General features: G+C 44.2%; 29 protein-coding genes. 11 read left to right on the forward strand and 18 right to left on the reverse strand.

All coding sequences use genetic code 11. From position 1 onward, the window contains the following. Positions 1-76 precede the first annotated feature (76 nt). The 12 genes from CLV59_RS07870 to CLV59_RS07925 form a co-directional block, all read right to left on the reverse strand. Entirely contained in the window at positions 77-289 is a 213-nt protein-coding gene (locus CLV59_RS07870) for a Sec-independent protein translocase subunit TatA/TatB (RefSeq protein WP_111591462.1), read from the reverse strand. A gap of 135 nt (positions 290-424) precedes the next feature. Then, positions 425-982 carry an alpha-ribazole phosphatase gene (cobC, locus tag CLV59_RS07875; protein ID WP_170137672.1) on the reverse strand — a complete coding sequence of 186 codons (558 nt, stop codon included), beginning with the start codon at positions 980-982 and terminating at the stop codon, positions 425-427. Continuing rightward, on the reverse strand, positions 967-1,743 hold the full coding sequence (locus CLV59_RS07880) for an adenosylcobinamide-GDP ribazoletransferase (RefSeq protein WP_111591464.1): 777 nt from the start codon (positions 1,741-1,743) through the stop codon (positions 967-969). The genes cobC and CLV59_RS07880 overlap by 16 nt, the downstream gene beginning before the upstream one ends. Beyond that, a complete protein-coding gene (cobT, locus tag CLV59_RS07885; protein ID WP_111591465.1) occupies positions 1,740-2,771 on the reverse strand; it encodes a nicotinate-nucleotide--dimethylbenzimidazole phosphoribosyltransferase in 1,032 nt (343 codons plus the stop codon). Before cobT ends, CLV59_RS07880 begins: the two co-directional genes overlap by 4 nt. 9 nt (positions 2,772-2,780) lie before the next feature. Next, positions 2,781-3,290, reverse strand: a complete 510-nt coding sequence (locus tag CLV59_RS07890; protein ID WP_111591466.1) for a bifunctional adenosylcobinamide kinase/adenosylcobinamide-phosphate guanylyltransferase — start codon at positions 3,288-3,290, stop codon at positions 2,781-2,783. A gap of 11 nt (positions 3,291-3,301) precedes the next feature. Next, positions 3,302-4,624, reverse strand: coding sequence for a DUF5074 domain-containing protein (locus tag CLV59_RS07895; RefSeq protein WP_111591467.1), 1,323 nt, complete (start codon positions 4,622-4,624; stop codon positions 3,302-3,304). Between the two features lie 162 nt (positions 4,625-4,786). Next, positions 4,787-5,383: a DUF6580 family putative transport protein gene (locus tag CLV59_RS07900; RefSeq protein ID WP_111591468.1), complete on the reverse strand. Its 597-nt coding sequence runs from the start codon at positions 5,381-5,383 to the stop codon at positions 4,787-4,789. 16 nt (positions 5,384-5,399) lie between these two features. After that, positions 5,400-7,343 (reverse strand): TonB-dependent receptor plug domain-containing protein, encoded by a 1,944-nt coding sequence (locus CLV59_RS07905; RefSeq protein ID WP_111591469.1) that lies wholly within the window; start codon positions 7,341-7,343, stop codon positions 5,400-5,402. A gap of 102 nt (positions 7,344-7,445) precedes the next feature. After that, positions 7,446-8,096: a tetratricopeptide repeat protein gene (locus CLV59_RS07910; RefSeq protein ID WP_111591470.1), complete on the reverse strand. Its 651-nt coding sequence runs from the start codon at positions 8,094-8,096 to the stop codon at positions 7,446-7,448. 97 nt (positions 8,097-8,193) lie between these two features. Then, positions 8,194-9,093: an EamA family transporter gene (locus tag CLV59_RS07915; protein WP_111591471.1), complete on the reverse strand. Its 900-nt coding sequence runs from the start codon at positions 9,091-9,093 to the stop codon at positions 8,194-8,196. Positions 9,094-9,137: 44 nt separating this feature from the next. Beyond that, positions 9,138-10,364, reverse strand: coding sequence for an MFS transporter (locus CLV59_RS07920; protein WP_111591472.1), 1,227 nt, complete (start codon positions 10,362-10,364; stop codon positions 9,138-9,140). Between the two features lie 55 nt (positions 10,365-10,419). Beyond that, positions 10,420-11,094 carry a FadR/GntR family transcriptional regulator gene (locus CLV59_RS07925; protein WP_245950827.1) on the reverse strand — a complete coding sequence of 225 codons (675 nt, stop codon included), beginning with the start codon at positions 11,092-11,094 and terminating at the stop codon, positions 10,420-10,422. A 164-nt stretch (positions 11,095-11,258) separates the two neighbouring features. Between CLV59_RS07925 and CLV59_RS07930 the strand changes: the two genes are divergently transcribed. The 3 genes from CLV59_RS07930 to CLV59_RS07940 all read left to right on the forward strand — a co-directional run bounded on the left by CLV59_RS07930 (position 11,259) and on the right by CLV59_RS07940 (position 15,153). Then, the gene (locus CLV59_RS07930; protein ID WP_111591473.1) at positions 11,259-13,652 is read left to right on the forward strand and encodes a S9 family peptidase; all 2,394 of its coding nucleotides are present in this window, start codon (positions 11,259-11,261) and stop codon (positions 13,650-13,652) included. Between the two features lie 139 nt (positions 13,653-13,791). After that, positions 13,792-14,670 carry a helix-turn-helix domain-containing protein gene (locus tag CLV59_RS07935; protein ID WP_111591474.1) on the forward strand — a complete coding sequence of 293 codons (879 nt, stop codon included), beginning with the start codon at positions 13,792-13,794 and terminating at the stop codon, positions 14,668-14,670. A gap of 18 nt (positions 14,671-14,688) precedes the next feature. Further along, positions 14,689-15,153: a DUF983 domain-containing protein gene (locus CLV59_RS07940; protein WP_111591475.1), complete on the forward strand. Its 465-nt coding sequence runs from the start codon at positions 14,689-14,691 to the stop codon at positions 15,151-15,153. Between the two features lie 97 nt (positions 15,154-15,250). Here the strand turns inward: CLV59_RS07940 and CLV59_RS07945 are convergent, their stop codons facing one another. Then, on the reverse strand, positions 15,251-15,559 hold the full coding sequence (locus CLV59_RS07945; RefSeq protein WP_111591476.1) for a hypothetical protein: 309 nt from the start codon (positions 15,557-15,559) through the stop codon (positions 15,251-15,253). Positions 15,560-15,731: 172 nt separating this feature from the next. Between CLV59_RS07945 and CLV59_RS07950 the strand changes: the two genes are divergently transcribed. Together CLV59_RS07950 and CLV59_RS07955 are read left to right on the forward strand one after the other, a co-directional pair. Next, positions 15,732-16,253, forward strand: coding sequence for a hypothetical protein (locus CLV59_RS07950; protein ID WP_111591477.1), 522 nt, complete (start codon positions 15,732-15,734; stop codon positions 16,251-16,253). A gap of 164 nt (positions 16,254-16,417) precedes the next feature. Beyond that, a complete protein-coding gene (locus CLV59_RS07955) occupies positions 16,418-17,002 on the forward strand; it encodes a hypothetical protein (protein ID WP_111591478.1) in 585 nt (194 codons plus the stop codon). A 44-nt stretch (positions 17,003-17,046) separates the two neighbouring features. Here CLV59_RS07955 and CLV59_RS07960 read toward each other — a convergent pair whose 3' ends face one another. Beyond that, positions 17,047-17,634, reverse strand: coding sequence for an SMI1/KNR4 family protein (locus CLV59_RS07960; RefSeq protein ID WP_111591479.1), 588 nt, complete (start codon positions 17,632-17,634; stop codon positions 17,047-17,049). Between the two features lie 153 nt (positions 17,635-17,787). Here CLV59_RS07960 and CLV59_RS07965 point away from each other — a divergent pair, with 153 nt between their 5' ends. Beyond that, the gene (locus tag CLV59_RS07965) at positions 17,788-18,069 is read left to right on the forward strand and encodes a hypothetical protein (protein WP_111591480.1); all 282 of its coding nucleotides are present in this window, start codon (positions 17,788-17,790) and stop codon (positions 18,067-18,069) included. Positions 18,070-18,151: 82 nt separating this feature from the next. Beyond that, the gene (locus CLV59_RS07970; RefSeq protein WP_111591481.1) at positions 18,152-18,868 is read left to right on the forward strand and encodes a hypothetical protein; all 717 of its coding nucleotides are present in this window, start codon (positions 18,152-18,154) and stop codon (positions 18,866-18,868) included. On the opposite strand, the gene CLV59_RS07975 is transcribed toward CLV59_RS07970, so the two are convergent. Both CLV59_RS07975 and CLV59_RS07980 read right to left on the reverse strand, forming a co-directional pair. Next, complete coding sequence (locus CLV59_RS07975) at positions 18,869-20,137, reverse strand: erythromycin esterase family protein (protein WP_111591482.1); 1,269 nt, start codon at positions 20,135-20,137, stop codon at positions 18,869-18,871. A 48-nt stretch (positions 20,138-20,185) separates the two neighbouring features. After that, positions 20,186-21,007, reverse strand: a complete 822-nt coding sequence (locus CLV59_RS07980) for a helix-turn-helix domain-containing protein (protein WP_111591483.1) — start codon at positions 21,005-21,007, stop codon at positions 20,186-20,188. Positions 21,008-21,096: 89 nt separating this feature from the next. Here CLV59_RS07980 and CLV59_RS07985 point away from each other — a divergent pair, with 89 nt between their 5' ends. The 3 genes from CLV59_RS07985 to CLV59_RS07995 all read left to right on the forward strand — a co-directional run bounded on the left by CLV59_RS07985 (position 21,097) and on the right by CLV59_RS07995 (position 23,905). Beyond that, positions 21,097-22,146: an SDR family oxidoreductase gene (locus CLV59_RS07985; protein WP_111591484.1), complete on the forward strand. Its 1,050-nt coding sequence runs from the start codon at positions 21,097-21,099 to the stop codon at positions 22,144-22,146. 81 nt (positions 22,147-22,227) lie between these two features. After that, the gene (locus CLV59_RS07990) at positions 22,228-23,085 is read left to right on the forward strand and encodes a hypothetical protein (protein ID WP_111591485.1); all 858 of its coding nucleotides are present in this window, start codon (positions 22,228-22,230) and stop codon (positions 23,083-23,085) included. A gap of 61 nt (positions 23,086-23,146) precedes the next feature. Further along, a complete protein-coding gene (locus CLV59_RS07995) occupies positions 23,147-23,905 on the forward strand; it encodes a carboxypeptidase-like regulatory domain-containing protein (RefSeq protein ID WP_111591486.1) in 759 nt (252 codons plus the stop codon). Positions 23,906-24,940: 1,035 nt separating this feature from the next. Here CLV59_RS07995 and CLV59_RS08010 read toward each other — a convergent pair. Together CLV59_RS08010 and CLV59_RS08015 are read right to left on the reverse strand one after the other, a co-directional pair. Then, positions 24,941-25,222: a hypothetical protein gene (locus CLV59_RS08010; RefSeq protein WP_111591489.1), complete on the reverse strand. Its 282-nt coding sequence runs from the start codon at positions 25,220-25,222 to the stop codon at positions 24,941-24,943. Positions 25,223-25,515: 293 nt separating this feature from the next. Further along, complete coding sequence (locus CLV59_RS08015; protein ID WP_111591490.1) at positions 25,516-25,881, reverse strand: hypothetical protein; 366 nt, start codon at positions 25,879-25,881, stop codon at positions 25,516-25,518. Between the two features lie 70 nt (positions 25,882-25,951). Between CLV59_RS08015 and CLV59_RS08020 the strand changes: the two genes are divergently transcribed. Then, positions 25,952-26,215, forward strand: a complete 264-nt coding sequence (locus CLV59_RS08020) for a helix-turn-helix domain-containing protein (protein ID WP_111591491.1) — start codon at positions 25,952-25,954, stop codon at positions 26,213-26,215. Positions 26,216-26,259: the final 44 nt, after the last annotated feature.

The raw sequence follows: 26,259 nt of genomic DNA on the forward strand, positions 1-26,259 counted from the left end.
TTCAGGTAAAAATAAAAAGGTAAATCGTGATTGATTCATGCACGATTTACCTTTTCTTATTAGAAGGTAACAGAAACTATTCTTTAGTATCAGTTTCAGCCGCAGGTTTTTTTCTTGGCTCATCTTTCGCGTCTTTGAACTCGCGGATACCGCTGCCCAAACCACGCATCAATTCTGGAATTTTCTTACCACCAAACAATAAGAGAACTACCACCAGAATCAGCAGTATTTCTTTTCCACCAATTTCCTGCAGAAACAAAAAAGGAATATTCAAGAATGATGTTGTCATTATAACAGATTTTTAGAGTGTTCTTTGTATTTATAAATGGTCAATCAGCACATAAAGTTAGCACGAATTCCGGTTTTTTCAGGTTTTTGCCCGCATATTTCATGTAATATGCTTAATATATTGTAAATAAATATATTACGAATTATAAAAAACTATTTCTATCTGATTGTTTTCTGCTTCCAGGCAAGCAATTCTACCATATTCTGTTCTTCTGTCGAAGGATTTTTCCAGTGGCGTACCAGACACATGCGCCAGCAACGCCCGGATGATCCCACTGTGCGTAACAAGTACCGCATCACGACCCTTGGAAATCACCTCATTGAGCATCTCTAGTGCCCGCTGATACAGGTCTTCATAACTTTCTCCATTTGGCACCCTGGTATACACAAAATCGTCCATCCATTTCTGTAAAGCATCAGGTCCCATATCCTCCCAACGCTGCATCTCCCAGTCGCCAAAGTTTAGCTCCATTAAACGCCTGTCGGTAGTAAAACCGGAACCATACAGATAGGTAGCCAGTTTGGAACAACGTTGTAGCGGACTGGCATATACATCCATCGGCTTAGTTGGCATCAAACCCTTGATGCGGGCTGCTTCACTCTCAAAAGTTGGCGCTACGTCTATATCAGAAAAACCGTAACAAATTCCACGTTCTACGGCCGGCGTGGTATGCCGGATCAGGTATATTTCCATGCCAAAATACAAAAACACAAATATATGACTGTTTCGGAGACCTGTTGTACTGCACCCAGACAATCTCCCGTATATCCGCCTATCCATTTATGCATTAGTCGCGCCATATACAGGCGGGCCATGAATAAAGCGAGGACAGTGATCAGTAATGTATAGTTCTGGAGATATAAAGTCACTGCCAGGAAAGGTCCCAGCCCAAATACGCCTGCGAAAATGAGGTCCTGGGTGCTTATTCCCTTGGCGATAGGCTTAGCCTTACTGTCTTCATCTTCTCTTACATATCGTTGGGTGTAAATGATGGTGAGTGCGGTGAACCGACTTAACGGTTGTGCGGCAATGATTGCCAGCATCATGATATGTACATGCAGGCACATCAGCGATACCAGTTTAACTGCCATCAGCATAAGGAGTCCCAACATGCCGTAAGTACCTATCCGGCTGTCCTTCATGATTTCCAGGATGCGCTCTTTGGTCCATCCACCTCCGAAGCCGTCACACATATCTGCGAATCCATCTTCATGGAAGGCGCCCGTCACCCAAATGCTAACGCTGAGCGCTAAGAGCACGGTCAGTGGTCGCGGAGCGATGTCGCCGAAGGCCCATACCACCAGCAACATAAATCCTCCTGTAACCCAGCCTACCAGTGGTAAATACCTGGTGGCTCTGTTCAGTAAATCAGGACTATAGGGTTCGCGTACATGAACGGGAAGGCGAGTATAGAATTGGAGGGCGGTCAGGAATAGTTGCCATTGCTCCCTCATATTGTACGATTTGAAACCTGAGCACTATTGAAGCTGGCCATTTCATTCAGAAACGCGACTGCATTTTGAATGAGCGGGATCGCCAGGGCAGCGCCAGTACCTTCTCCTAAACGCATATCTAATTGCAACAACGGAGCTACCTTTAACTGTTGTAACATAGCCTGGTGGCCATTTTCGTTGGAACAGTGAGCGAAAACGCAATATCCGGTAACCGCAGGCTGCATCGCCGCCGCTGCCAGCAGAGCAGCAGATACGATAAACCCGTCTATCACAATAATCATTTTCAATTCCGCCGCTTTCTGAATAGCGCCGCAAATCATGGCTACTTCAAAACCGCCAAATGCTGCCAAAGCCTGCATTGGAGAGGCTGGAGCGCCATGCTTGGCTTGTACCTGGCGGAGTACGGCCTTCTTTTGTGCCAGTTGCTGTGGATTGGTACCTGTACCAATTCCAGCACAATTATCGATGGGGATGCCTGTAAAATGGCTCATAAGCAATGCGGCAGAAGAAGTATTTCCTATTCCCATTTCTCCAAAGCCTATGGTATTACAACCTTCCTGGTGCAAAGCCGCTACTTCAGCAGCGCCTGCATCCAGTGCAAGCTGCAGTTGTTCTAATGACATCGCAGGTTGGTGCAGATAATTCTTTGTTCCCAATGCAATTTTGCGATCGCGCAATCCAGGATGACCGGCAAACTCATGATTCACGCCTGCATCCACAATTCTCAGTGCCAACTGTTGTTGCCGGCAGAATACATTGATGGCTGCTCCTCCTTTTAAAAAATTGTAAACCATTTGCGTGGTAACGGCCTGTGGGAAAGGATTTACAAGTCCTTCCGCAGCAATTCCATGGTCTCCAGCAAATACTATAATGGCAGGGTTGGTAATTTTAGGCTCCAGGGTTTCCTGGATCAGTCCTGCCTGTAATGCCACCTGCTCTAATTTTCCCAATGAACCGGGTGGCTTCGTTTTCTGATCTATCTTTTCTTGCAATGCTTCCCTGAGCACATTAGATACGGGTGTAATCATCGTTTATTGCTATTCTTTTTTAATCACAACGGGGATACCGGATACCAATAATACAACGGTATTGGCTACACGGGCAATATACTGATTGGCCCAACCCTGTAAGTCTGCAAACTTGCGGGCAATGAGAGTTTCGCCGTGTATGCCCATTCCTATTTCATTGCTGACAATTATAAAATTACCGGCTTTTTGATGCAAGGCGTCAATTTCTGCCTGTATGGCGGTCAGGCTGGCCTGCACATCGTGAGAGGTTTCTTCAAAGATATTGGTAAGCCAAAGGGTAACACAGTCAATAACAACGGTATGCCCATCCAGGGGCAATTTACTCACATAACGTTCTTCTTCATAATTGATCCAGGCGGCGCTACGATCGGATTTATGTCTGGCTATCCGCTCTGCGAAATCATCATCCCAGATGCGGGCCGTGGCTACATATGCCGGATGTGCACTCATCGATAAGGCCAGATTCTGCGCATAGTTGCTTTTCCCTGATCTGACACCGCCTGTGATCAAATATATCATATATGAAATGATTAGTTGGATACTGGCATCGCCGGGAAGAAATAACCGGTATAGTCTATGCTCTTTTTCAGCGTACCATTAATCGCATTATAAATCAGCAAAGTGTTCTGCTGACTGTTAGTACCGTATCCTGGTTTCATGGCAGTTACCACCAGCGTAGTATCTCTGGAATTAAAACGAACGCCTGCACCATATAGTTCTTTGTCTGCCGGTAATTTAACCAGCGGTACAGTCAGCGTAGTATCTATACCAGGTACAAATTTGTAGATATTGGTACCACCGCCATACTGGCCGGTTTGTGCGAAGTAAATCGCATTTTCATATCTGGAACCGGAGAAAGAACCTGGATTCCAAAAGCCCCAGCTGTCGTAGATGGTGAAAGGAACAGTATAGGCTTTTACAGCAAGGGTGCTGCCATCGATAGAGTAGAGGTTAGTACCTGTACCTGCCCATACGCGGCCGTCCTGGCTTTTCGCAAAACCTACATCCGCTTTCACTGGTTTGGCAACAACGGAGAAGTCGCTGATATTCAATACTACCACGCCATCGGTCTGTGTCAGTACGAAAATGTAACTATCTGTTTTTGTCATGCCGCCTGCTTCGCCGCTAATACCGGCTACTTTAGGACCCAGGGTGAAAGTGGCAAGATTTACCTGGTAAATACCGTCACCGGTACTCAGGAGACCGCGACTGTTATCCACACCCAGGAAAGCATGACCTTCTGCCGGTAAAGAAGCAATACGACCGGTTTCTTTCAGGGAGAAAGCATTTGCTGCTACAAAAGCGCCCTGTTTGGAAACCATGTATAAAATGTTGTTATGAATGGCGCCATATTCAGTGGTTGTTCCCAGTGTTTTCCCAGGATTTACGCGGCTATACACATTCAGCATCATCGTGTCGTCGCCATTGCGGTAGAAATTCACACTACCGAGGCCAGGGAAATTACCCTCATTGACAATTAAATAACCATTTTCAAATGGTTCCAGTACTTTAATACGGTAGTACAAAGGAGATTGCGCATTGCCTGCTGTCACCCTGTAAGAAATGGTATAGTCGCCTCTTTCTGTTGGCTTGAAAAGGAAGCTGGAATCAGTACTTACGATGGTACCGTTGACCATCCATTGATAGGTAGGGGTGCCAGCGATATTACTGAGCGCTGGAGATAATTTGAGACTGTCTCCGAGATATATGGTGTCTTTTCCGTTCGTTATGACTGGGTCAACAACCTGAGGAATGGTGACGCCTGCCTCGTTTTTTTGACAGGCTGTAATTCCCATCATGGCGAATGCTGCCAGTACAAGCGGCATTTGAAGGGAGCGTGAAAATTTGCGCATGTGCTATTGGTTTATTTTACGATTGTCCCGTGCTATTGACAGATATATTGCTGATGCTACTATCTCCAGAAGATAGGCCCTAAAATAACTTAGAGATTCCAGAGTGCAAAACCGGGGTTCTGCACTCAATGAATCTCTAAATTAATTGATAGTAATAAGGAATTAATGCGCAGTGCGCAGTTTTTTGCTTTGTACTGCTACCAGACCGCCAAAGAATACTGCGGAATAGATCAGGGTACCAATGAGGAAGAACCTCATGTAAGGAATAGCTTGTGCATAGCAGCTGATAAAGCCTGCCATGTCTTTTGTATAAGGTTTACCGGTAGTCAGATCGGTGCTGCCGGCAATCCAAACGCCAAAATCAGATACAATCCAATGAACAACTGCCGCTGCTACTGAAGCCAGCACAATATTGCCCACTGCCACTTTCTTAATCATTACCTGACCTACCACTACAACAAGAATGAAGCTCAGATATGTCCAGTACCAACCGCTGTAAAGCAGACCAGATGCATATTCTTTGTGAAACACCTGCATCAGCACTACATCACTTACAAACAGGGCCAGCAAAGGAAATACGAAAGATTTCCATTTCTGCTGAAAAGTGGCTCCGCCAAACAGCGCCATAGCGCCTATTGGCGTATACATCGCAATGGGAGACATGCTCGCATCTGCCCCCAACACAACTCTGATAACTCCTGCTACCAGAATAAACAACAGCAGCAAGCCAAATTGTGGATTAAGATTCTTTAAAGACATATGTTGGTTTTAGTATTTAAAAGTGAAACTGTAAACCGGCGTTAAAATTAAACCTTCTCGAATTAAATCCGGTAATATCAAAATATTTATAATCTGTTATGTTCCGGAATACGGCGAAAATTTTAAGCAAGTTACCAAATTTATATTCACCGTAAAGGTCCAGGTTGTAATAATCTCCCATTGCCACAGGGCCTTCATAGCGCTGTCCGATATACTTATAAGCTACGCTGGCATAAAATGCCTTGGTTACCTGGTAGCCCAAACTGGCATTCACGGCATTTTTTGGGATACGGTAGAGATTATAATACGAAGTATCCTTGCCACCAGCCTGAGGTATCGTTACCCGGCCATCTGTGTAAGTATAGTTAACGGTGAGATGCAAGTCTCTCGTAATATTCCACTCCAGCTCCGCTTCAGCCCCATATGCTTTCTGACGGTTGGCATTCTGGTACTGAGAGAAATAGGTCACAGGATCAAAATAGAAGATCACCAAATCTTTGGTATTCCGATAGAAACCAGTTGCCCGGAAATTCAATTTAGACAGCATCACCTGGTAACCGGCTTCATAACTCAATGTTTGTTCCGGCTTCAGCATCCTGTTGCCATAACCCGGGAAATACAGCTGATAAAGGGTGGGAACCTTATAGCCTGATGAAATATTGGCGAAGAACTTATGCCTGTTATCCAGCAGATAAGAAGGGTTAAATGTAAAGGTGTTATTACCGCCATATAAACTATGATGGTTATATCGGTCGCCAATTTCCAGGTTGAATCCGCCCAGGTTACGCAATAACAGGTCTGCATATCCGCTGATCTGGTTCACTTTCACACTGTCTGGTGATAACTGGGTATGATATAAGGAAGCGCCTGGAGAATTGAACACCAGGAAATCATTCTGGCTGTCGGTAGATCTGGAGTAAGCGGCGCCAGCAACCAATCGTAATTGCGGCAGGAAGTCCACATTTACATAAGCTTCTGCCTGATGGGTGCGGGAGGTGAACAAGGTACTGTCGAACTTCGCATAGCCGGTAGTGGTCACATATCCGGAATCATTTACGATTTTCCGGTTGTTGGACTGGTAGCTATAGAGTAAATGCAAGGTGCCCTTTTTAAACTGATAAGTGCCGTGAATGGCATTCAGCATATAATTGAACTTCCCGGTATAATCTTTATCATCCACAAAAGCGCCTTCGTCGAGGGCATGGTGATAATTACTGAAGTTGAAAAGGTACTGGAGATTCCAACGTTTGCCGGCTTCCAGTCCCAGTTTGGCGAATACGCTGTGCTGGCGGAATCCATCTTTATCGTAGTTGGCATGTCCGGTGGTGTCTACGGCATCAGAAAAGCCATCAGCTTTTTCATATTTGTAACCGGCGAGGTAAGAGAATTTACGGAGATGTCCATGCACATTGGCGGCTGCCTGCTTGTCGTTGTAGCTGCCATAGCCCAAACTGGCGCCGGCTCCGAATGGTTTGTCGCCTGCCTTCCGGGTGATAATATTAATCACACCTGCTACGGCATCGGACCCGTAAAGGGTGGATTGCGAACCTCTCAGGATCTCAATCCTTTCTACTTCTTCCGGCGAAATAAAGTTCAGATCGAATGCGCCGGAGATCTGGGAGGCATCGCTTACAGGAATACCATCCACCAGTATCAGCACATTTCCCGCGGCTGCTCCGCGCATATACACGATAGGCGTGGTTCCTGGCGTATTATTCGCGCCGTTAATAACGAGTCCTGTTTGTTGATTCAGGATATCAGAAATGGTTTTGCCACTATTTTTCTGAAGATACTCATGGGAGAGTATAGTGACTACTTTCCCTGTTTCGCTGGCTTTCTGTGGGCCTTTGGTGGCGGTAACAGTGACGCCCTGTAATTGGCTGATGCGACTACTATCCTGCGCTATGGCCGTAGCGGTGGCGGATAGTAGCAAGGCTGATAAAATGATTCTCGATGACATTTGCTTAATTAATAAAAGATATGATGGATCATATGTAATAAAAAAAGCAGGATAAAGTTTTATCCTGCTTTAAATATTTTATATAGAAGACAGATTGACCAATCAACCTGGCATTCTTGAAATATACTTATCCATTTCCTTGATCTGGTTAACGATCTGGGAAGTGGTAGGTTTTTGCGCTTTTGCTCTGCGGAAGTATTCTTTGGCAGATTTGAAGTCGCGGCGTGACATAGCGATAGAAGCGAGTGTCAGCAGGGCAGCAGCGGTATTTTCCTTATCAGGAAGGCCCATACGCAATGCTTTTTTCAGATTTTGATCAGCAGTTTTGAGATCTTGTTTCTGATAAGCGATGGTACCGAGCTGGAAGTACTGCATGCCTTCGTATTCTTTCATCGGGCTACCGGACTGAATACTCTGACGGATAGTAGCTTCTGCTTTATCCAGGTCATTGGTGTACATCGCCATATTGCTCTGCATGAAGAAATATACGGAACGAATAGGTTTATACAGCAGTTTAGGGAATTTAACCTGGTTCATCAGGGCAGTAGCTCTTTCGAGATCGCCCGCTTCAACAGCTTCCTGTACCAGACGCATTGGACCGAACATCAGGTGTGTTACAATGCAAATCACCGCCAACACCAGCAAAATGGTAGCTTCCCACCAGCCGATTGTTGCACCAAGGATAATACCGCCTATCAACAGGACGATACCTATTGGGAAACGATATAGAATAAAAAAGTTAAATGCTTTCATGGAAAATCTATTCGTAATTCACTTATTTCTAATACGAGGCAGCAAAGATAAATAAAAAAAGTGCCTTTAAAGTCCCGGACCTGTGTCTCCCAAAAGATTAATTTATCTGCTTCTCTGCTACCGGTGCAACCTTTTTCTTCAGATTGGCCAGTACTATAGCTCCCAGGATCACGCCTACCCCCAGCATCTGGAGGGGCGTAATCTTCTCATGCAGTAAAATAGTGGCGGCAATAGTGGCTACAGGCAGTTCTGCTGCGCTGAGAATGGCTCCCAGGGCCACCCCGGTTTGAGGCATGCCTTTGGAGAAAAGGAATGGCGGTAATACCGTTCCGAACAATGCCAGGGGAATACCCCAAAGCCATAAGCTAGTTTCCGTAAAACGCCCGTTGACAATAAATGTCGGCGGAAAAATAAGGGTAATCAGAATAAATGCGCCAGTAACAATCCAGGCACTTTTTAGGACAGGAGTGAGTGACCGCCCTATGCGACCACTCACTACGATAAATATGGTATAGAAAAACGCCGCCAGCAGGCCAAATCCAACACCTTTCAGGTTGATTTCTGTCTGGTTGCTGTTCAATATTCCTCCCGCCAGGAAAGTACCTGCCAGGATGAATGCTACAGCTACCCATTGAATGGTTGTCGGCTTTTTCTTGTAAATAATCCATTCAGCGATCATGCTCATCCAGGTAAACTGCATCAGCAGGATGATACCCAGACTCGCAGGGATATAATGAACCGCCTGATAATAGGTAATGCTCACCAGACCAGTGCTGCTACCCAAAATAAAACAGGTACGGGCATCTTTCGATTTAAGTCCGTAGGTGACTTTCCCGGAAAGCAGGTGAATCAACCACAGTACTATCATTCCATATCCCGCTTGGATGCTGCAAAGTTCTCCAAGCGTAAATCCTTGCTGGTAGCCAAGTTTCACAATAGAAGACAATATGCCAAAGCTACATGCCCCCAACAATACCAGCAATATTCCTTTCCACATGTCGTTTTCAATTTTGTGCGAATCTAACTGAAATCAGTTAAACGCTAACTTTTACGCTTTTCCAGGTTGGGTAGCAACCCTGTCAACAGTCCTATCAGCGGCAGATAGGCGCATACCTGATACACGTAATCGATGCTGGTATTATCCGCCAGTTTACCCAGCAGGGCAGAACCGACGCCGCCCATCCCGAATGCCAGTCCGAAGAACAATCCGGCAATCATACCAACATTTCCGGGTACCAGCTCCTGTGCATACACGAGAATAGCGGAGAATGCAGAGGAAAGGATAACGCCAATGAATACACTGAGAATGGCTGTCCAGGCCAGGTTGGCATGAGGCAGCAGCAATGAAAACGGCGCTACGCCTAGGATAGATATCCAGATGACATATTTCCGTCCTATTTTATCTCCCACCGGGCCGCCAATGAAAGTACCGGCAGCAACGGAAAACAGGAATATGAACAGGTATACCTGCGCACTTTGTACGCTGACATGGAATTTATTAATGAGGTAAAAAGTATAATAGCTGGTCATACTGGCCATATAAAAGTATTTGGAGAAGATCAGCACCAGTAGTATAGTAAGAGAAAATACAACAGTCGCTTTCGGGAGATGCGGTTGCTCCAGTTGCTTTGCTACTTTCTTAGGCTTGGCTCTGTGCATATTGCCTTTATACCATTTGCTGATTCTCAACATCACCACGATGGCCAGTAAGGCTGCCAGAGAAAACCAGATCACATTACCTTGTCCGAAAGGCACGATGATGGCTGCTGCCAGCAATGGTCCCAGAGAGCTGCCGGCATTCCCGCCTACCTGGAATAAGGATTGCGCCATACCATGTTTGCCGCCAGCCGCCATATGCGCCAGTCGGGAAGCTTCCGGATGAAATACTGCGGAACCGACGCCGGTAAGCGCTACGGAAACCAGTACCATGGCGAAGGTATGGGCAAAGGATAAACTCACCAGTCCCAGCAAAGTAAAGCTCATCCCAATGGCCAGGGAATAGGGCTGTGGTTTCTTATCGGTATACAAACCAACGAGGGGTTGCAGGATGGAGGCCGACATCTGGAAGGTCAGGGTAATAAGACCTACCTGGGAATAGGATAATTTCAGCGATTCCCTTACCAGCGGATAGATGGCGGGTATGAGGGATTGCAGCGTATCATTCAGCAGATGGGTAAAGCTAAGGGCAATCAGAATGGAGAAAACGGTCTGCTGGGCCACTTTCTCCGCTATCTGCGGTTCCTTTTGTTCGGCTAATGTTGTAGACATGATGGATGTGAATTTAAGATCAGATCATCTGATGTTTATAGGTAAAAAATCACGGCTATTTGCCGTGTGTTGCAATTTTGGTGGCGCAGCTCCATGCGCGCTTCGGATCTTTGTCTATGATACTTTGGAGCAATGCATCATGGAGGTGCTGTGTATCTATAAACGTCTGTGTATTACCATAACGCAGCACGAATGATTTCAACAACATACCGGCAACTGTGCCATATAATTCTACCATGATCTCATTTTTCCCGGCCTGCGCAATGGCATTATGGAAGTCGATATCCGCCTGTATACAGGCTTCCAGCTGATTGCTGACCGCATATTCATAGCGCTTTTTCAGAAAGCCCTTCATTTTCTCAATATCTTTCTGGTTGCGCGACATAGCAGCTTTTTCCGCGATGCGTACTTCCAGGACCAGCCTTACTTCATTCAGGTCTTCGAAATCAGCCCGTTGGAGGCGTTGCACCAGAGGCTCGCCGGAACCCATCTGTGATATGACAAAGGTGCCTAGTCCCTGCTGCACCTTCACAAATCCCCTGTTAACGAGCATCTTAATAGCTTCCCGGATACTACTTCTCCCTACGGCAAACTGAGCCATGAGCTCAGGCTCTGTAGGCAATTGCTGATCCACGGCATATTTACCGGAAACGATGGCGTCTTGTAGACGTCCTGCTACTTCTTCGGCAAGACTCGATCTTTTAACAGGTGCTGCTATTTTATTCATCATATCATCAGATGTTTGCGAAGGTATAATATTTTATAATAGGTTGTTCATTTAAACCGGAAACATTTCATTTATCACAAAACATTTTGGATTCCATCCCAATAGTTCTATTTTGTCGGGATCGACCTATGTAATTGGATATTTGTTGTTTTAATTTAAATCGCTATATGAGAAAATTGGTTTTGTCATTATCCCTGTTAATCTCTTTCAGGGTGTATGCACAGGAGGCTTTGAAGTATCAGACACCTCCGCAGAGCATTATGGAACTGGCCATGGCAGCTCCTTCGCCATCAGTTGATTTCAGCGGGAAAGGGGATATGATGTTAATTATGGATCGCTCCAGCTATCCATCTATTGAAGAATTGTCGCAGCCAGAATATCGCCTGGCGGGCATGCGTATTAATCCTGCGAACTTCGGTCCCAGCAGAGCGGCTTACGTAACTGCTATTAAGATCAAGCAAGTTGGCAGTGGTAAAGAGTATGCAGTAACCGGACTGCCGGCAAATGCACGCATCAGCAGTGTAACCTGGAGTCCTTCAGAGAAAAGCATTGCTTTTATTGTATCAGATAATAGCAGCATCACCCTGTGGAAAGCGGATGTGGCCTCTGGCGCCGCTAAACAGGTGAGCAGCAGAAAACTGAATAATACTTATGGCGCAGCTTATACCTGGCTGGATGAAAACCGTTTCCTGATACAGGCGGTACCAACAGCGATCGGTAATGCGCCTGAGAAACCTCTGGCGCCGGAAGGGCCAACCGTACAGCAAACCAGCGGTAAAGCTGCTCCGGCAGTTACTTACCAGGATATGCTGAAAAATCCTTTCGATGAACAACTGTTTGATTATTATTTCCAGTCAGAACTCGTAATCACCGATGGTAGCAAAGAAGAAGTAGTAGGTAAACCTGCTATCTATGCTGACGCTACGCCATCTCCTGATAAACAATACCTGTTGGTAAGCGAAATGCATCGCCCATATTCCTACCTGGTAGGGGCAGATCGTTTCCCAACCACTACTGCTATCTGGAAAATGAACGGCGAGAAAGTAAAAGTATTATCTGAAAAACCGCTGGATGAAGTTCGTCCTAAAGGTTTTGATGCTACCTCTAACTATCCGCGCCGATTCAACTGGAGAGCAGATGCGCCGGCTACCATCACCTGGATTCAAGCCCTCGATGGTGGCGATCCTAAAAAACAGGTGCCTTTCCGCGATGCGTTGAAAAGTCTGGATGCGCCTTTCACCGCTGAAGCAGTGGTACTGGCACAAACGCCAGAAAGACTCTACGGCATATCCTGGTCAAGCGCTACGCTGGCATTGCTGACAGAAGCGAATAATTCTCAGCAACGCACTAAAGTGAGCACTTTCAATCCTTCTAATGTGGCACAGGCGCCGGTGGTGGTAATCGACAGATCAGAAAATGATCGTTATAATGACCCGGGAACTCCTGTAACCGTGAAAAACCAATACGGTAAATCAGTGGTGTATGTTTCTCCTGCAGGCGACATGCTTATGCGTGCGGCAGGTGCATCCCCTGAAGGCGACAGACCTTTCCTCTCTAAGTTCAACCTGAAAACGAAAAAACAGGATATCATCTGGCGTTCAAAAGCGCCTTATTATGAGCAGGTAGAAGATGTGATCGATCCGGTAAAATTAGTAGTGGTTACTTCCCGCGAATCCGTGTCTACCCCTGTAAACTATATTTTACAGGACCTGAAAAAGAAGTCAACTGTTACGCTGACTGCCTTCCCTCATCCGCAGCCACAACTGTTGGGCGTTCAAAAGCAATTGCTGAAATATAAACGTAAAGATGGCGTGGATCTGACAGCAATGCTGTATCTGCCTAAAGGTTATGATCCTGCTAAAGATGGTCGTTTGCCGGTATTGATGTGGGCTTATCCGCGCGAATACAAATCTGCCAGCGATGCTGCGCAGGTACGTGGTTCTGAATACCGTTTCACCCGCGTTACTTACGGTTCTCCGATCTTCTGGGTAACCCGTGGCTTTGCGGTAATGGATGCTACAGAAATGCCTATCGTTGGAGAAGGCGATAAAGAACCAAATGATAACTTCCTGGATCAGCTGGTAATGAATGCAGAAGCGGCTGTCAATAAGATCTCCGATATGGGAGTAGGCGATAAAAACCGCGTAGCGGTGGGTGGTCACTCTTACGGCGCATTTATGACCGCTAACCTGCTTGCACATACGAATTTGTTTAAAGCTGGTATTGCACGTAGTGGCGCTTATAACCGTACATTGACTCCTTTCGGTTTCCAGAACGAACAGCGTACTTACTGGCAGGTTCCTGATATCTATTATAAAATGTCTCCTTTCTCTTATGCAGACAAGCTGAAAACGCCGATTCTGCTGATTCATGGAGAGGCAGATAACAACTCTGGTACTTTCCCTATTCAGTCAGAGCGTTTATACAATGCGCTGAAAGGAAATGGCGGTACTGCGCGCCTGGTGTTCCTGCCGCAGGAAAGTCATGGTTATGCAGCTAAGGAAAGCATTCTTCACATGTTGTGGGAAATGGATCAGTGGCTGACCAAATATGTTAAATAATAATACGAACTGCGCCTCGAAAGGGCGCAGTTCTTTTTTAGCCCGATTTGAGGCAAATGTCCCCAATAAGTAAAAAGTACCATTAAAGCTCTTAATTCCACAACCCGGTGAACCTGCCGCTTAGTACCTTTGTAACATCATGGCAAAGGCAGCGATTCCTACATACGATATATGTTCCCTGGTAATGGGAAAGCCTACCCAGGAAGAAGTAGTGATAGCAAGGTTTCCGGACTATCTCGCTGCACATAGTCACATCCAGTTTCCACATCGTCATTCCTTTTATCATCTGGCACTTTTTACCAGTGGCGGTGGAACGCATACGATTGATTTCGAACGTTTCCCTGTGAAAGCCGGACAGTTGTACTTTATGGTACCTGGTCAGGTGCATGGATGGTACTTTGAAGGCCCTACAGAAGGATATGTGATCAATGTTTCCGCTGGTTTTTTTACTGGTTTTCTGAAAGATCCTGATTATGTGGAACGCTTCCCCTTTTTGAGCGGAGTGGCCGCTGAAGGGGTGATTACTGTCAATAACCAGGCAATGGCCGACATTCAGCCTTTATTGGAGGGAATGTTGCAGGAAGTCAATTCCGACAGGCCTTATAACCTGGATATGCTGCGGGTGTTGATGCTGGAAATGTTTATCCGGGTAAGCAGAAGTACCCAAGCAGGGCCGGTAAAACAGGAAATGTTGCATAACAACCTGCTATTACGGAATTTCCGTAAGCTGGTAGAGCAGCATTATATGCAGCAACGATTGCCGAAAGACTATGCCGCCATGTTGTATGTAACACCGAATTATCTGAATGCTTTCTGTCAGCATATGCTGGGAAAATCTGCGGGCGAGGTGATCCGCGACCGGGTATTGCTGGAGGCGAAGCGTTTACTGGTGAATGCAGATACGCCTATATCCAACATCGCTTACCAGTTGAATTTCGCGGATAACTCTTACTTCACGAAGTTCTTCCGCAAGTATGCCGGTGTCACTCCCGAAGAATTTAGAAAGAATATTGTTTGATAATAAAAACATATAGCCATGTGTGCTGAAAAAAGTCACGATAAAAAGCCTAATTTTTTTCTTTCCATGCTGGGTAACAAATGTGCCCGTTGCCGCCGCGGAAGTATTTATAAAACGAAGAATCCATATGATCTGAAGCATTTCATGGAGATGCCTGATTACTGTCCAGTTTGTGGGCAGAAAGTAGAAGTGGAAGTAGGATTTTATTTCGGTACCGGTTATGTAAGTTATGCGTTATCCATTGCGATTTGTGTAGCCAGCTTGATTGCGTGGTGGGTATTCTTCGGATTCTCTATTTACGATAACAGTATCTTCTGGTGGTTGGGCGTGAATGGTGCGCTGCTAGTGGTTTTACAGCCATTAATTATGCGACTTTCCCGCGCTGTATGGATGGCATTTTTCGTGTACTATGATGAGAACTGGCAACAGCTCGCAGCAGAGAAAGCGGATCATCCACAGCCTTTATTAAGCAAAGCAAGTTAATCTCAACCTGGTTTCAATAACATAAAAAAGCCGTCTCTATCAGAGGCGGCTTTTTCTATTTGAGACTAAAACTGGCTATTCGGTTAGTGAGCACCTATTAATCTTTCTTCACTTTATTGTGGATCTGACTCGGTTTCAGATATACTTTCTTCCCCTTTTCATCTACAATAAATTTTCGATCCTTCTTATCGATATAAACGGTTTCTCCATTTGGGCCTTCTTTTCCTTTATAGATTTTATCTGTTACTGCAGAAGTCCCCTTTACGGCGATAGAGGCCGTTTTATGACCGATCTTTTTAACGGTGCTGTCGATTCCTTGTGCAAATGCTCGCTGCCCGGTCAGAGACGCTACTACGCCAAAAGAGGCAGCAAACATTAACATGGTTAGGTTTTTTGGAGCTTTCATAAAATATGATATTTAATGTTCAACATGATAGTTTCAACAATAATGCCAGAAGAACAAATAAATTGTTAATCAATTATATACAGGTCTAAATTCGATTAATTTGAGGAGGAGACGCTGCCTGTGAACAGATTACCTGGCAGAATTCGTAAATTCCTATTAAATCTTGGTACCTATGAAACGTGATGGTCTGTACCTGTCTATTCCCTCACCTTGTAAAGAGAGCTGGGATGAAATGGTTGCCGTAACGGATGGCAGGTTCTGCAAGAGCTGCCAGAGAACGGTGATGGATTTCACACAGTTTACCGATGAACAATTACTGGCATACTTCAAAGGCCAGAAGGGAGCTGTTTGCGGCAGATTGAGGAGCGAACAGTTAAAACGTTATCTCTTGCCAATGAGGCCGCAACAGCGGTTAATTCCAGTGCTGTTATTGACGGCAGGATTAATGGTGTTGACGGGTATCGCTGAGGCCCAGCAGATAAAGCCCCAACCAACTATTACCTATAAACTGTATGGTATAAAATCAACTAACTGTAAGCCTGTCAATACAGACAGCATATCTCCAGTCAATCAGAATGTTACTGTACCTGCAACCACTGATGACATACCTTATACAGGGGCTGTTGTTGTAGAGTATGAGGTGAAGCCGGTCAAATCAGTAAATAAGCGCCCAAAACGTAAATCCAGTCACTAATTAAAACAGCATAACCTCACATCGGAGGATTTATGCCTGCGTATACCCATGCTCTTTGTTTCAAGATGGAGCAGGGGAATTACATTTTGCCATTAGGAAGAATAGCCATAGCCTAAGTGCCACCGGTAAAAGATGCCGGGAAATACATACATTAGCGCACTAATATGAAAAATAATTATATATCTATTGCTGTTCCTGTCCCATGTAGTGCGCGTTGGGAAGAAATGCAGGTAACGGGAGACGGCAGATACTGTGGCAGCTGTGCCAAAACAGTGATTGATTTTACAGGATATTCTGATGTGCAGTTAATTGAATTTTTCAGTAAAGAAAAAGGGTCCGTGTGTGGGCATTTCCGTAGTACTCAATTAGGTCGACGCCTGCAGCCGATGACGCCACAGTTACGCTTAATGCCGGTGATGTTGCTAACCGTAGGAATGTTGCTATCCGGCGTAGCCACTACTGCTCAACAATTACCTCCACAAACTAAAAATACCACCGCTACTGTTGTACATGCGAAGACCTCTCCGCCATGTAAGAAAGTTTCACATAAAAAGGTAAAACCCGCTGGGACAGCAAAGAAAAGACGAGGAAAAATCAAGACATATACTTTGGGCACTGGGGTAGAGGTAGGATTGCTTGAGGATATAAATGTCACGGGAACGGCAGTGGTACCGCCTCCGCCTCCGCCAATTCCGGATTCGAAACCCGTGCAGAAAGAGGACAGTGCCATGGTTAAACCACATCAGTAACCTTACTTCGTGTATTCGTTAATGATAGATGGGCAGTCGTCTCTCTAATCTTTAAAATTATACCGGCTATCCTTACGAACAATACCCCATTTTTTCTGGTAAACATATTCTCCGTTTTCCAGGCTGGTAATGTAATTTTTTACCCAGTCTTCGAAGGAGGATGCGATTACTTCGCGGTGCGTATCATCATGCCACATGGTAATGATCTGTCCGATATTTCCGCCGGAAGCCGGGTCAAAATCCAGGCAGAGGTGATTGCCCAATCCGTCGCTGGTGAAAGGCAGCCAGTTGGTATTCCACCACTCGGGGCGGATACCTGTATCCGGTTCGGAGCGCAATACTTCGCCATTGTGGGTAAAAGCGCCATTTTCCAGTAGGTTTTTCCATGAAGTCCACTCCTCAGCAATTTCTTTGATAGATAGGAGTTTGTCGCCGTTAACAAGGCCAGCCCTGGAGGACTTCTGACCATTGTGGATAGCGTAGAAAATACGAAAGGAATCCGGTATGGGCAGACCAGTAAGGGTTTCCAGGTCTTTCATATCGTTATAAGAGGTACCAGGGTTAAGGATACTTACCATCTTTGGGGCGTGATTGCGCATCCATAACTCCCATCTTGTCCAATACTCCTGCATTTAGTATGGGTTTATAGTGTTTATAAAGATTAAAAAAAATATGCAGATTTTTATAACGGTTTTTTATTGATCGCTGCCGTTTTTATAATCATTTAATCAATATTTTTGTAGCACCCTGAAAAGGATGATTTATTAAAAAGTAAATAACGTATTATGGCACAGTTACCTAAGTTTTTAATTGCCGACGATCCAGTTACAGATCCAGAAAATGAATATATCTTCCATACCCAGTCCCCGCGCTTCTTTGCAAAACGCGTAGAAGAGGATGAAGAAACCGCTTACATCGATATCGTTCATGAGATCGATAACGTGGAAGAATTCTTCAAAAACGCTCCTGAAAAGAAAGCAGAACTGCTGGAGCAGCTGGAAGACTGGTACTATTCCTACATGGAATGGCTGGAAGATGACGGCGAAGAAGAGGAAGACGAAGAATAGTCTTTTTATAAAGAAAAGGGATCATGTATCGTACATGATCCCTTTTTTATTTTAAATTAGGCTATAGATCAATAGCTACTAAATGGGCATTTACAAAATAGGCAAAGACGGAATCACAGCGATAAGAAATAAATTTATCCGTAGTCAGGCCATCGTATTTTTTATACTGGTACTGATGTTTGGCTATTTCTACCTGTATGACGATCGGTTTAAAGATGCTTATAGTTTGTACGTATTTCCTGTGATATTACTGCTGTATTTTGCATGGTCCAGCTACCGGCGCATTAAGGTAGCAGTGGATATCTATAACAGCCTGGAAATAGAAGTGAATGACCTCCATATTATCCGCCGTCAGAAAGGATCTCCGGATCTTACGCTTTCAGTGTTTGAAATCTCCCGCATGTCCAGAGTGCGAAATGGTATCATCATTCGGGGGGAATCCGCAGGTGCAATAATGCAGATTCCATCCGCACTGGATAACTATGACGAACTGGAAGAACAACTGGAAAAAATTCGTCCTTTTGATGAATCCGATATCAAAGCGTTTCATGAAAAATTCTGGTATGTTGGACTGCTATTGATGTTGGGCGGATTCTTCGGACTAAACACCAGCACAAACCCCTTCGTCCTGATTCTATCCGGTATCGCCTTGCTCTTATTCCTCCATGTATTCGTAAAAGCCGTTTACCGAAACCGTATCTTCTCCGATGCCAGGAGAGTTACCGCCAACTGGATTTTGTATGTCATCTCACTGGTGCTAATTGCCCTCGTGGTATTAAAGGTGATTGGATATATCTGATTACCGGTCTACAGGTGTAGACTTTCGAATGTAGAATAACCCATCGAACACATTGGGCCATATGGCCTGTCCTGGCATAAAATCTCCGATGCATCCTGTTTGTAGACTGGCTAAAGGACCTTTTGCTTTGCGGTAGTCCAATAATGCGTTTTGAAAAGGCTTGGCAGCCAATGCGGCCTCTATGCTGTTAGGCGTTGGAGCTGGGACTTCCATAATTTTCATACTGACGTAATCCATATATTTCCCTTCGGCGCCGGAAAACCCTAACGCATATACGTTTTTACCGAAGCGTGTTCTTAAGGTATTTCCCATAGGGATGAACGTGTTGTAAAACTGTTGCAGTGGACCATTCCCATCCATCTTTCCGGTACTATTGGCAATATGTCCATTATGTGCCCAGATGATGATCTTTTTACCAGGATAGGCTCTTTCAGCCAACCAGATAATATTCTCTGCCATCTGTTTATCGCGCACATTTATTTCATTTCCTTCCACCAGCTGCCAGTAACGTTTGGTCTGTGATTCGATGCTGCTAACCACCTGATACCAGAAGCTTTTATGTTGTAAAAAGTTGCCTTTTACGGGAGTTGTCTTGTCTTGTAATAATTGTTTGAGTTTTTGTAATTCCTGGAAGAAGGCTGCCTGTTCAGTAGCAGAGGGATGGAATTCCCTGGAAGCAAAGGTGGATTCGCTCAACCGGCGAAACAGTTGCCAGTTGCTGTCCAGCGTTTGGGGTGATTGCTGTTGGAGAAATGATTCAAAATCCTGGAACATTTCCTTCTTCGCTTTATTGCCGGAGTGTTGACTTTCGAAGCCTGCTATTACTAAAGGATTGGCGCCTTTAAGCTGTGCCTGAATATAGTCAAACAGCGGATACATCTGTTGAGAAGTGGAATACATGTAAAAAAGGCTGCCGGGGACTTCCGCTTTGAAAGAAGCGCCTTGCTGTATATTGTTCCAGATCTTCGTTACATCATATAATCCACTTTCAAAAGCTAATACTTCAAAACCTAATTGATCATGTAAATATTGAATAACGCGAGTTTTGGCCAAAAACGTAGAGCCTTCACCGTGAGTTTGCTCGCCCAGCATTACGATGCGACTATCGCCAATTGCTTTTTGAAGAGCGGATAGGTCGGTATAGTCATGATCTGCCGGATCTATGCTTTTAATGGCAGTAGCCTGTTTGGCGAGGTCTGCATTGCCTGATTGCGCATGGGTGCAGATATGCATGGATAGCAGGAATATGCTAATGAATAACTTTTTCATAGTGGAAGAAATTTACGGAAAAGAAGTCGGATGTAAGGGGCAACAGTACTACCTGTTTTTTGCTTTTGCTCTGAAAACAGAAGGACTGACCTGATGATGTTTGCGGAAGAATTTATTAAAGTGACTTGTATCGCTGAAGCCAAACTCATGGCTGATTTCTTTCAATGAGAGACCGCTGTGTAATAGTTTATTTTCGATGAGATGTAATTTATATTTCGTGATGTAATCTCGTAGTGTAACGCCGGTCTGTTCTTTGAAATATACGCCCAGATAGTGTTTGGAGAGGTCGAATTGAGCAGCTAACTGTTCTGTTTGGAGCTGATCAGCGAGGTGAATATTATCGTGAATATAATCTATCAGGGATGTAATTTTCTGTTGGTGTTTGGTTCCCAAATTATCCAGCGTGGAGGGAATGAATGTTTGTACCATAGATAATAATCCCTGCATCAGGTAACGTATGGTAGGGCTGTTTTCCTGGTGGTTTTCCTTCCATTCCTGTACGATGAGTCGTATGAGCTGATCTGTTTTTGTGGCCGCGGTGGCAGGGAGAGTCAGTCGTTGTTGACGCCCGGCCTGTAACAAATGTTCCAGGGTCTGATTCCAATGGGGATCGCCGAGGTAAGTATTCGTAAACTTCAAAAATGTGAAGGTGGTAGGGGCATGTAGCTCGAAGTGATGCGCATCACTGGGGCCGAGTATGAAGATAGCTTTGCCTTCAAATGGGATTTGCATGTTGGATATGCAGTGATTCCCTGCGCCCTCATGTACGAAGATCAGTTCAAAATGATTGTGGTTATGTACCGGATGTTGCCATTCGGTTCCGGTAAAATGTGAGATCCGGAGATATTCATGCTGGATATAACGTTTCATTCCCGAAAAAATACCATTTATCCATACGAATGTACAACAGATACCTCTCGTCTGCAACTGAACTTTGTGTCATCAAAAATAGATGAAAGATGAAAAAAGTAGCATTAATAGCAGGCGCGCAAGGTGTCATAGGAAAGAATCTGGCGGATTATCTGATGACGTTGGAAGATTGGGAAGTAATAGGATTATCCAGAAGGGGAGGCGCTTCCTCCGGGCGCCTGACACATATAGCGGTAGACTTATTGGACAGGGCTGATACTGAACAGCGGTTATCGCATCTCCCTACGGTAACGCATATATTTTATACTGCCTATGTGGATAAGCCTACCTGGGAAGAGCTGGTAGCGCCCAATATGACGATGCTTCAGAACCTGATGGAAGTAGTGGAGCCGGTGGCCACTCAGCTGCAACATGTGAGTCTGATGCAGGGGTATAAGGTCTATGGCGCGCATTTAGGAGCATTTACTACGCCGGCTAAGGAATCGGAAGCGGGAAAGCATATGTCGGCCGATTTTAACATGGATCAGCAGCACTACCTGGAAGCATTGCAAGCGGGGAAATCCTGGAGTTGGTCGGCTATCAGGCCATCTGTGGTAGGGGGAACTGCCTTGGGGAATCCTATGAATCTGGCATTGTTGATCGCCACTTATGCCAGTATTGCAAAGGAAATGGGGGCGCCTTTAAGATTTCCGGGTAAGCCGGGGGCATATAACAAGATTATGGAGATGACAGATGCCGGTCTGTTGGCCAAGGCTACCGTATGGGCATCAACGACGCCTGCGGCGGCAAATCAGGCGTTTAACATTACGAATGGAGACTTATTCCGCTGGGAGGCAATGTGGCCGGAAATAGGGGCTTATTTTGGCCTGGAAGTAGAAGCCCCATTACCGATGTCATTGAATGAAGTAATGCCGGCGAAAGCGGGATTGTGGGAAAAGATGAAAGCGCAGCATGGTTTGCTATATGATTATAAAGACGTCGCTTCGTGGGGTTTCGGCGACTTCGTATTTTCCTGGGACTTTGATTTCTTCGCAGATGGTTCCAAAGCCAGGAGACTAGGTTTTCATGAATATGTGGATACTATCCAAATGTTCCTGGGGATTTTCGATGAATTGAAGCGGAACAAAGTAATTCCCTGAGTGGAATTATTTATATTTAGGTAGTAATAAGTCCTCAAAAGATTACTAACCTCATATAAGTACCCCTTCAATGCTATCGCTATGATCTTATTCCAGGAAACGGCGCCCCGCCCTGAATTACAGAAACTCACTTCCTCCAGGAACCTCGTATGGCTTACATGGAGTGATACCTTTAGAAAAAGTCATGCAGATTTTGACAAACAACTTAGTAAGATAAGTGAAGTAGATTTTATCTATCTGAGCAAGTATAAGGATTACAACTACAGTTTTTCTGTGGCCTTGTCTAAATTGGATAAATCTTTCCTGCATGACTTTCGTAACTACGCCTATTCCTTATTTCATTTTGATCCGGAGGATCGCATCGTGTTCTTCACCAATCTGATCGACAGAAAGATCAATGCAAAGCTTTTCCATTTTCTGTTTGCTTTGTTTCGTTCCTCGCTAACAGAAATAACCAATGATAAAATGGGCGCCTTATATTCCCCATTGACATCTGGCAAACAGGAGAGTGAGTTTCCTTTGCATTGTGATTTATACATTCCGAAGATCCTGTTTAATGTGTATGAGCATGTGCCTCGCGATGCGAGTGGCTCCTCTGCTTTCCTGGAATTATCTGAATTGTTTGAGGTCGTGATACCAAAACTGGGAAAGGTGCCAGCCAGCACAATCCAGCGTATGAAAAAACTGATTTATGACGACACCAGGCAAGATAATTATGATGAGTTGTATGCACTGTTGTATGATGAGCAGTATCATTGGTCTGAAAAGATACATCAGGTGATGGATAAGCATAAATTCAGTATCAAGTTGCATAAGGGGGAAGGTTATATGCTGAATGATCGTATCTGGATGCACGGAAGGAATAAGACGTCAGGAGGGATTTCGTCCAAACGTTTACATCGTTTGATCTTCAATAATTTTCAGTTGTTGAATAAATAGTTGGGAGTAGTTCTTTTTGTAATGTAGATTTCATTAAATTATAGTGAATCCTATTCCGCCTATGAAAAGAACTATTACTATTTCTATCCCAGAACCCTGCCATGAGCAATGGGAACGTATGGAGTCCCGTTGTGGTGGTAATTACTGTAAACAGTGCCAGAAGACAGTTATGGACTTCACTGCATTAACGGATCAGGAGTTACTTGATAAGCTGAGTGATTCGCCAGAGAACATTTGCGGTAGGTTTGACTCTTCTCAGGTGAACAGAATAATTACGGAGAAGAGTAAATCACGTCGTCCTTTACTTCCTGCCTTTGCAATGTCTTCCTTTTTATCGCTGGTATTTCCTGATGTGTTGAAAGCGCAGCAGGTAGATACGACCATAAATGCGAGTAAGCCTTCTTATGATACCAGTTGTGTCCCTTTCGAATTTTATGGTGTGGTGCTGGATGCAGTGGAAAAGATACCGATACCTGGTGTGACTATTAAATGTAAAGGTACCAATCTGGGAACAGCTTCTTCATCTGAAGGGAAGTTTCATTTCCATATACCAGAAGGATATCAGCGTAGAAAGCTGGAGTTTGAATTCGGTGGAATTGGGTATGGACAACAAAATATTTTATTGGATGCGCAAACCGGCTCCGGGCCCCAGCAGATTATGTTGCAAAGATCCGCTACCAATTTAAGTGAGTTGCAGGTAGTGGCCTCTGGCTTCAAAAAAGTAACAACGATGATGGGATATGTAGTTTGTGTGCGGAAATTTTCCTGGTGGCATCGTTTTGTTGATCATTTTAAAAAGTGTAGATATCATCGTAGGTAATTATTACGGCAACTTTATGGTTCAATTTATGAACTGTAAAGTTGTTTTTGTTTGAGAAAGATATGATCGTAATGATAGGCTGTAAGTTAATGTGGTATTGATTTTTACGATTTGATATTGTGATGTATTCTGGTATTTTTTTCCTTGAAAAAGGGTGCCATGATACTTTTAATGATTTGATATTTCATACATTTATAGTGTTGTTGAGTTAACCTTCCTCCACTCCTCCAGGTTATATTCGATGCCTTTTCGACTGAACTCAAAGATATTTTTAACCATATGTGGTGTTAGTTGAAGATGGGTGATAGAGTTTGATGAATGATTTTTTTTAAAATTGAAATGATTGAATGGAATATGACAGAGCTTATATTGTACATTTTCTTTCCTATAATGGGCGTATTGCTTTGCATTATGAATGTGGAGATCATAAGATCTGTAATAGCGCTAAATGCCGAAAGTATAACTGTAAACAAAACGCAGCTTAAACAAACAGGTGAGCAAAGATTATTAAGAGTTAATCTTCACGCTTTTCGTAAGCGTAAAAGGGTGAAAGGGAATTGTGATGGTTATCCTTCGAAAAGAAGTGGGGAATAGCGGTTCCCCTAAACGAAATTCGCCTGAATCTAGCAAAGGTGTACAGTGTTTTTTCATGTCTTCGGACTAATGCGGGTTCCCTTTGTTGAGCGTTCAATGAAATCATTGAAATAGCTTAAAAAGGCGGGCCTGGTGTGAACAACTTTTCCGGTGGCAATGTCCAGCAACTCCTTCAACTGTTCGGGTGATGGTTTGGCGTTATCGTTATCATTTCGATAACGGCGATAGGTGTTTTAATAGTATGTTCCAATAGATCTAGCCGGGCATTAAACTCCGGATACTCTGGAAATTCTTTTCCAGCCCTGTCGGCCCGTTGTAACACCTTATTCCAATAAACTGTAGGTATTTTTTCCGATAAATAATATCGCAATGTTTCACCCTCATAGCTGATGAGAGCGAATATTGTACTGCGTTCCTCCTTCGGTCTCTTTAGATAAAAACTTACTTCCATTGCCACTGTAATTTTCGAGTTAACAGATAGTGGGGAAGCAATTGGGTATAGTATGTCGCCAAACTCAATAGTGGCGGTAATTCCTGGGGAAGGTTTTGGGGAATTTTGGGGAAGATTTTGGGGATAAAAACGCTTTTCTCAGCTTTACTTCCTTTAATCTCTCTTTCCTCTGAAATCCACGTCCCTAAACGAAATTCGCCTGAATCTAGCAAAGCTAAATTCAGGCGAAATAATATTTTCGTAGCCCGGACAAGAATATTAATTGTTGTCATAAATAATTGATTTATATATTGTTATAGAGTTGTTTTCAGTGGTTGGGGACAGTTTTGGGGAAAGTTTTCCGAGTCCATAAAAAAGGGTTAGTATAAACTAACGCCTTTTCCGGGCATGGGGTTACCGCTGGAGGGTAAAGACCTGCAAGCCCAATTTAATTGGGGTGATAGACTGGTGATACCAGTAGTCCGCTTCACATTTCCATGAAATCACAAAAACAAACAAGGCTGAAATGGCCACAAGGGTTAGGGAAATGATTAGTATATAACAAAGGTGCTTGTAAGTGCGCAACTCAGCTTTCAGCTGGGTTTCCGTCATTGGGTGCTGGTTCATAACTAGGATGTGGGGTGATGAGATGAATTTGTGACTTCTTACCAAACTGCTGACGGGTGAAGGCGTCAAACTCCGTCTGCAAGGTGTCTAAAAATTCCATTCCTACTATTTCAATCATGGATGCATCAGAATTGCTTAAGGCATATCTGACTATTTCCCCATTGGAATCATACCGGTTCCTTGACCGTATCATTCTGTAGAAAGTAGGTATGCTCCACTGGCATTCCTGGCATAGTCGTTCCCGGAATTGAATAGGAAGATCAGCAAAGGCTTTGTGTATCTGTTGAAGGTAGTTGCCCTTCTGGGCATCTGGTGTGTTTTGCATTGAACATGATTTTAGTTCAGAATATTTATTTCAGATCAAAAGTAATAATAATTTCTTAAAACGGACATATATGTCCGTTTTTGAAGCGTGGTTGATCGTCAGTTTTGTAAGTATGAACTTCAATGACACTGATTATATTAAGGCTTGGGGAGCGAACCTGAGAACCATACGTAAGAAGCAGAAAATGACAATTCTGGAACTCGCTGTAGCAATGGAAGTAGATGAGAAGCAAATACGTAGAATTGAAAAGGGAGAGGTTAACACTTCATTGGGAATGATCCGGGCAATATCCATTGCTTTAGGAATTGAACCAGGGGAGCTATTTAAGTTCTAATTATCACGCATATAAAGACCGTCAAAAAACCTTCCTATGTGTAT

The organism is Chitinophaga dinghuensis (assembly GCF_003259435.1).
Lineage (GTDB): Bacteria > Bacteroidota > Bacteroidia > Chitinophagales > Chitinophagaceae > Chitinophaga > Chitinophaga dinghuensis.